Source organism: Pseudomonas sp. (genome assembly GCF_049645325.1).
GTDB lineage: Bacteria > Pseudomonadota > Gammaproteobacteria > Pseudomonadales > Pseudomonadaceae > Aquipseudomonas.
Window position 1 is genome coordinate 1 of the sequence record NZ_JBARTQ010000026.1, and the last position, 5,818, is coordinate 5,818.

Here is a 5,818-nt window from a genome sequence, read left to right on the forward strand (position 1 = left end):
GCTGGCTTGCCTGCGATAGCAATGTGACTGATCTCACGCTATCGCAGGCAAGCCAGCTCCCACATTTGGATCCCCACAGGCTGCAGGGTGTGTACGAAACTTCCCGAAATACCTTGTGTGCCTCTGCCAAGCCATCAAGTGCTTTACCCTCGGCCACCCTCACGCACAGGTCGACCCCCATGAACTGCCTGCGTCATATCTTGCTGGTCTGCGCTTCACTTGTCTCACCCCTGACCTTCGCCGCTACCGTGTTGGAAAACCCCCAATGGCGCGTCGAACTCGACCCCGCCACATTGGCGCTGCGCGTCACGCCGGCCGGTGAACCCTCGGTGCAGGCCTCCAACGGTGTGGCCGCGCATGCCGTCAGCGACCTGCAAACCAGCGCCGAACAGGCCGCCTGGCAATGGGATAACGGTGCTTATCACCTGACCGCCCGCCTTGAGCAGCGCGACCTTTACCTGACCCTTCACGCCCGCGAACCGGGTGAGCTGCCTCTGCTGCGCCAACCCGCGCAGGCCATGGGGAAAGGCCTGATCTGGCCCTTGGCCGAGGGGCATTACGTACCCGCCGATAACCCGGTGTGGAAGGCGTTTCTGCTGGAGCAGGGCGAGGTCAATACGACGCAAGACCTCAGCCTGCCGCTGTGGGGCGTGGATCACGGCCGCTTCACGTTGAACTGGATGCTGACCAACCCTTACAACAACCGCTTGCAGTGGCACGCCGACGGTGACGGCCTGGCGCTTTCCCTGAGCCATGAATTTACCCGACTTGAACCTGTCGCCCCCATGACCCTGAGCCTGCACCTGGGCGGCGCTGACCCGTTGGCAGGCGCCAAACGCTATCTTCAGTGGCTGGTGGAACAGGGCCGTTTTGAACCCTTGGCGGACAAACTGCGGCAGACGCCCGGCGCCGAAAAGCTCCTGGGCGCCAGCCATGTGTACCTGTGGGGCAATGACCTGTTGGGGCTGCAGGATGTGCGTGACTGGCCGAAGCTGGTCACGCTGCTGCGCGGCCATGAACTCAAAGGCTTGCTGGACAAGGAGTCGGCGAAAATCCTCACGCAGGCCACTGCGTTGAATCGCTATGAGCAGACGGTGCTGTTGCGGGGCTTGAACGCAGCCATCAACAAAAAGGCCCGGCAGAGTTGGCAAGTGGATGAGCCCGATATGGCCCGCCTTGCTGCCCGTTATGGCGAGTTGCGCAGTGAACTGGCCGTGGCCTTTGCCGGAGCCCTGAGTGATACCCCTGAAACCTGGGGGAGCACGCTCTCGGCAAACACCCTGAAGTCCCTGCAGGATGCCGGGCTCCAGCGGTTATTACTGACCCTGGGCGAAGGCTGGGAAGGCGGCCTCTGGCACCCTGAGGCGATTCGTGCCGGGGTCGACGCCGGCTACCTGATGGCGCCCTACGACTCCTATGAAACCGCGTTATCGGCCAGTGAAAACCCGGACTGGACCACCGCGCACCTGGGCAGCAACGCTTACCGCGACTGCGCGATTGTGCTTAAGGACGGCACGCTCAAGACCGGCTTCCAGCAATCCGGCCACTACACCGACCCGCGCTGCGTACGGCCCTTGCTGGAAGCCCGGGTGAAGGCCGTGCAGGCCAAGGCAGGGTTCAATGCCTGGTTCCTCGACGCCTACGCCACCAGCATGGTCTTTGACAGCTACCGCGACGGCGCACCCATGACCCAGGCGCAAAACGCCGAAGGCAATATCGACGCGTCTCGCTGGCTGAACACGGTGCTCAAGTTGCCCGCCGGTTCCGAAGACGGCAACGCGATCACCGCCCAGGGCATTCTGTTTGCCCACGGCATGCAGACGCCGGTGATTGGTTGGGGTGATCACGCCATGACCCAGGACAAGCAGTCGCCCAACTACGTCGGCAACTGGTACCCGCCGGAGCAACCGGCAGTGTTCTTCAAACCCGTGCCGTTGAAAGAGCCGTTTCGTACGGTGTATTTCAACCCGGCCATGCGCCTGCCGCTGTACCAGGCGGTGTTCCATGGCTCGGTGATCACCACCCACCACTGGCTGTTCGACAGCCTGAAGCTGAGCAATGTGCAGGCGCAGAATGAGCTGACTCAACTGCTCTACAACGTGCCGCCCCTGTATCACCTGAGTGCGGCGACGCTTAAGCAACGGCTGCCGGTGATCCAGCGCCAGGACCGGTTTTTCAAGCCGCTGCATCAGCGTTTGGCGACGCAGGCGATGACGGGTTTTCGGTGGCTGACGGCGGACCGTCAAGTGCAGGAGACCACGTTCGCCGATGGCACGCGGTTGGTGGCGAATTTTTCTGCTCAGGCGCAAGAAGGGTATGTGGCGCGCAGTGTGACGGCGCTGGTATCGGGGGCAGAACCTGTGGTGTATCAGGTGCGATAACCGCGCCGCAGAGACCTTCGCGAGCAAGCCCGCTCCCACATTTGATCGCTTTCCAATTTTGGAACTCGGTCAACTGTGGGAGCGGGCTTGCTCGCGAAAGCGTCTGCCCAGGCAACCCAGTTCTAAAGCTTGCGCCACACACTCGCCAACCAGGGCTGCTGCTCCCGAGGCAACCCCGCCGGCCGGTAGTAATGCTCCAACTCCACAAACCCCGCCGCCGCCAGCAATGCCTGCCACGCCTCAAGGTCGTGATAAGACCCATACCGCGGCCCATTCCAGCCCTCCTGGTTTTCACCCCTCGGGTTGGAGCTGAACAACACACCGCCAGGCTTCAACGTGCCATGCACCTGCTTGAGCACACGCGGCAATTCCTGCTTGGGAATATGAAACAGCACCGCATTGGCAAACACCCCGTCAAAGCGCTCGACGGGCAGATCCAGCTTCAGAAAGTCCTGCTGCAACACCTCACAGCCACTGTCCTCGCGCGCCATCTGCGCAAACCGCTCCGAGCCATCCAGCCCAACCGCGACGTGCCCCATGCGCGTAAACGTGCGCAAATCCCGCCCCGGGCCACAGCCGAAATCCAGCACGGTAAAGGGTGCCGAACCCTGAATATGCCGCAGCAAGGCATCGATGTTCTGGCTCACATCGTGATCGCGCGTGCCTTCACGGAAGTCCTCGGCGACAGAGTTGTAGTGGCCGAGGGTGGTGGAGGTGATCTGGTTGAGGTCGTCGGGTTTGAGGGACATGGCGAGCAATACCGGGTGCTGAGATGACCCGACTATACCTCACCTCTTGTTGAGCACCCGCGCCAACCGATCCCCGCCCAACTGAATCACCGCCACCAGCATCACCAGCAGCACAATCACCGTCAGCATGATCTGCGTATCAAACCGCTGATACCCATACCGGTACGCAATATCCCCCAACCCCCCCGCGCCAATCGCGCCGGCCATGGCCGATGAGTTGATCATCGTCACCAAGGTGATGGTGAACCCGCCGACGATTCCCGGCAGCGCTTCCGGCAGCAGTACGTGCCAGATGATGTGCCAGCGGCGGCAGCCCATGGCTTGGGCGGCTTCGATCAGGCCGTGGTCGACTTCGCGCAGGCTGACTTCGGCAATGCGTGCAAAAAACGGCGTGGCGGCGATGGTCAGTGGCACCACGGCTGCCCACACGCCATAGGTGGTGCCGACGATCAGTCGGGTGAACGGGATCAGCGCGACCATCAGAATCAGGAACGGGATGGAGCGGAACAGGTTCACGAACGCCCCCAGCACGCGGTTCAGCGCCGGTGCCTGGTAGATGCCGCCCTTGTCGCTGGTGACCAGGAACACCGCCAGCGGGATGCCCACCAACAAGGCGATCAATGACGACACGCCGACCATCAGCAAAGTGTCGATGGCGCCCTGCAATAAACGATCAAACCACATAGCCCAGCACCTCCACGTGGTGTGCCCAACGCGCGGCGCGCTTGCACAGGTCTTCAGCGTCGTGAGGCGAGCTATTCACCGCCAGCAACAGTTGCCCCAGGGCGTGGCCCTGGATCCGTTCCACGCCGCCTTGCAGCAACCGCACGCGCCCGCCGAGGGCGCTGAACAGTGCGGCGAGGTCTGGCTCATCGGCAGCGTTGCCGGTGAACTGCAACCGTAGCACCACCGCCGCGTCGGCCGAGGCCGGCAGCGCTTGCAGGCGGCTTTGCAGCTCTTGCGGCAAGCCATGTTGCAAGGGCGCCAACAGGGTTTTGCTGACCTCGTGTTGCGGGTTGCCGAACACCTGCCACACCGGGCCTTGCTCGACGATTCGCCCGTGTTCGAGCACCACCACGCGGTCGCATATTTCGCGGATCACGGCCATTTCGTGGGTGATCAAGACGATGGTCAGGCCCAGACGCTTGTTGATTTCGCGCAGCAGGCCGAGGATCGATTGCGTGGTCTCCGGGTCGAGGGCAGAGGTGGCCTCGTCGCACAGCAAAATCTGGGGGTCGTGCACCAGCGAACGGGCGATGCCCACGCGCTGTTTTTGCCCGCCGGAAAGCTGCGCCGGATACGCCTTGTGCTTGTCCTGCAAGCCCACCAGCTCCAGCAGTTCACGCACCTTTTGCTCGCGTTGCGGCTTGGGCACCCCAGCGACTTTGAGCGGCAGTTCGACGTTCTGCCACACGGTCTTGGCCGACATCAAATTGAAGTGCTGAAAGATCATGCCGATGCGCCGACGCAGCGCCACCAGGCGGTCTTCGTCGAAGGCGCCGATGTCGACCTGATCGATCAGCACGCGCCCGCTGCTCGGTTGCTCCAGGCGGTTGATGGTGCGGATCAGCGAGGATTTGCCGGCACCGCTGCGGCCGATGATGCCAAACACTTCACCGCGCTGGATCGCCAGGTCGATGCCTTGCAGGGCATGCACGTTGCCGTCGTAGGTCTTGCCCAGGTTGATAAAACGCACGTGTGCGCGGTTCAAATCCGGGTGCAGCTCGGTCTGCTCGGCGTCCCTGGGCGGCAGGCCCAGGTCGCGCAGTTGGGTGTTCGCAGCGGTCATTTTTTATCTTCCCAGCCGACTTGGTAGAGCGTGCCGAGGGACTTGTCCAAGGCCGCGCGCACCACCGGCGAGTGCTGGTAGATGTCGACGAACTTGATCACCCGTGGGTCGGTTTTACTTTTCGGCTGGATCACAAACTGGATCACGTATTCCGGGTGATCAAGGCCGTCGAACAGCAGTGCAGATTCGGCATCGAAGGTCTTGGACAGGCGGATGTAGGCCGGGTAGCCCTGCACCAGGTCGGCGTCGTCATAAGCGCGCACCAGTTGCACGGCCTCGACTTGCAGGATCTTGATCTTCTTCGGGTTGGCAACGATGTCTTCTTCGGTGGCCTTGTAACCCACGCCTGGCTTGAGGGTGATCAAACCCGCCTTGGCCAGCAGCTGCAGGCCGCGACCGCTGTTGATCGGGTCGTTGGCAATCGCCACGCTGGCGCCTTGGGGCAGGTCGTTGAGGCTTTTGTACTTCTTCGAATACAGGCCGACGTTGTTGATGATCCCCGGCGCGTACGGCACCAGGTCAAAGCCGGCGGCGGCCTTGGCGTTTTCCAGGAACGGGATGTGCTGAAAGTAGTTCACGTCGATATCGCCCGCCGCCAGGCTGACGTTGGGGGCGATCCAGTCGGTGAACTCCACCAGCTCGACCTTGAGGCCTTGTTTGCCAGCCTCGGCCACCGCCGCTTCCAACGGAATGGCGAAGGCGGCGGTGGTGCCGATTTTGAGGGGCGCATCAGCGGCGAACACCGCCGAGCTGAATAAACCGAAGGCCAGGGCCAGTGCTTTGACTGGGTGGGTGAGGCGTATTTTTTTCATAGTGGGTTTCCAGTCATAAGGTAGTGGTGCGAGCAATGAGGATCCAAATGTGGGAGCGGGCTTGCTCGCGAATGCGGTGTGTCAGTC

At 62.2% G+C, this 5,818-nt stretch carries 5 protein-coding genes; 1 reads left to right on the top strand and 4 read right to left on the bottom strand.

The window, feature by feature from the left end:
* Positions 1–179 precede the first annotated feature (179 nt).
* Positions 180–2,381 (top strand): glycoside hydrolase, encoded by a 2,202-nt coding sequence (locus WBB95_RS00835; RefSeq protein WP_424485864.1) that lies wholly within the window; start codon positions 180–182, stop codon positions 2,379–2,381.
* A gap of 122 nt (positions 2,382–2,503) precedes the next feature.
* On the opposite strand, the gene WBB95_RS00840 is transcribed toward WBB95_RS00835, so the two are convergent.
* Genes WBB95_RS00840 through WBB95_RS00855 form a run of 4 tightly spaced genes read right to left on the bottom strand, consistent with a single transcriptional unit; the run spans position 2,504 to position 5,731 of the window.
* A complete protein-coding gene (locus WBB95_RS00840; protein ID WP_424485865.1) occupies positions 2,504–3,130 on the bottom strand; it encodes a class I SAM-dependent methyltransferase in 627 nt (208 codons plus the stop codon).
* 39 nt (positions 3,131–3,169) lie between these two features.
* On the bottom strand, positions 3,170–3,814 hold the full coding sequence (locus WBB95_RS00845) for a methionine ABC transporter permease (protein ID WP_038843591.1): 645 nt from the start codon (positions 3,812–3,814) through the stop codon (positions 3,170–3,172).
* Positions 3,804–4,919 (bottom strand): methionine ABC transporter ATP-binding protein, encoded by a 1,116-nt coding sequence (locus WBB95_RS00850; protein WP_424485866.1) that lies wholly within the window; start codon positions 4,917–4,919, stop codon positions 3,804–3,806. The genes WBB95_RS00845 and WBB95_RS00850 overlap by 11 nt, the downstream gene beginning before the upstream one ends.
* A complete protein-coding gene (locus WBB95_RS00855; RefSeq protein WP_424485867.1) occupies positions 4,916–5,731 on the bottom strand; it encodes a MetQ/NlpA family ABC transporter substrate-binding protein in 816 nt (271 codons plus the stop codon). Before WBB95_RS00855 ends, WBB95_RS00850 begins: the two co-directional genes overlap by 4 nt.
* Positions 5,732–5,818: the final 87 nt, after the last annotated feature.

Coding starts and splice junctions, on each gene's coding strand:
- WBB95_RS00840 (WP_424485865.1), bottom strand. CDS start 3,130: ATGTCCCTCAAACCCGACGACCTCAACCAGATCACCTCCACCACCCTC.
- WBB95_RS00855 (WP_424485867.1), bottom strand. CDS start 5,731: ATGAAAAAAATACGCCTCACCCACCCAGTCAAAGCACTGGCCCTGGCC.
- WBB95_RS00835 (WP_424485864.1), top strand. CDS start 180: ATGAACTGCCTGCGTCATATCTTGCTGGTCTGCGCTTCACTTGTCTCA.
- WBB95_RS00850 (WP_424485866.1), bottom strand. CDS start 4,919: ATGACCGCTGCGAACACCCAACTGCGCGACCTGGGCCTGCCGCCCAGG.
- WBB95_RS00845 (WP_038843591.1), bottom strand. CDS start 3,814: ATGTGGTTTGATCGTTTATTGCAGGGCGCCATCGACACTTTGCTGATG.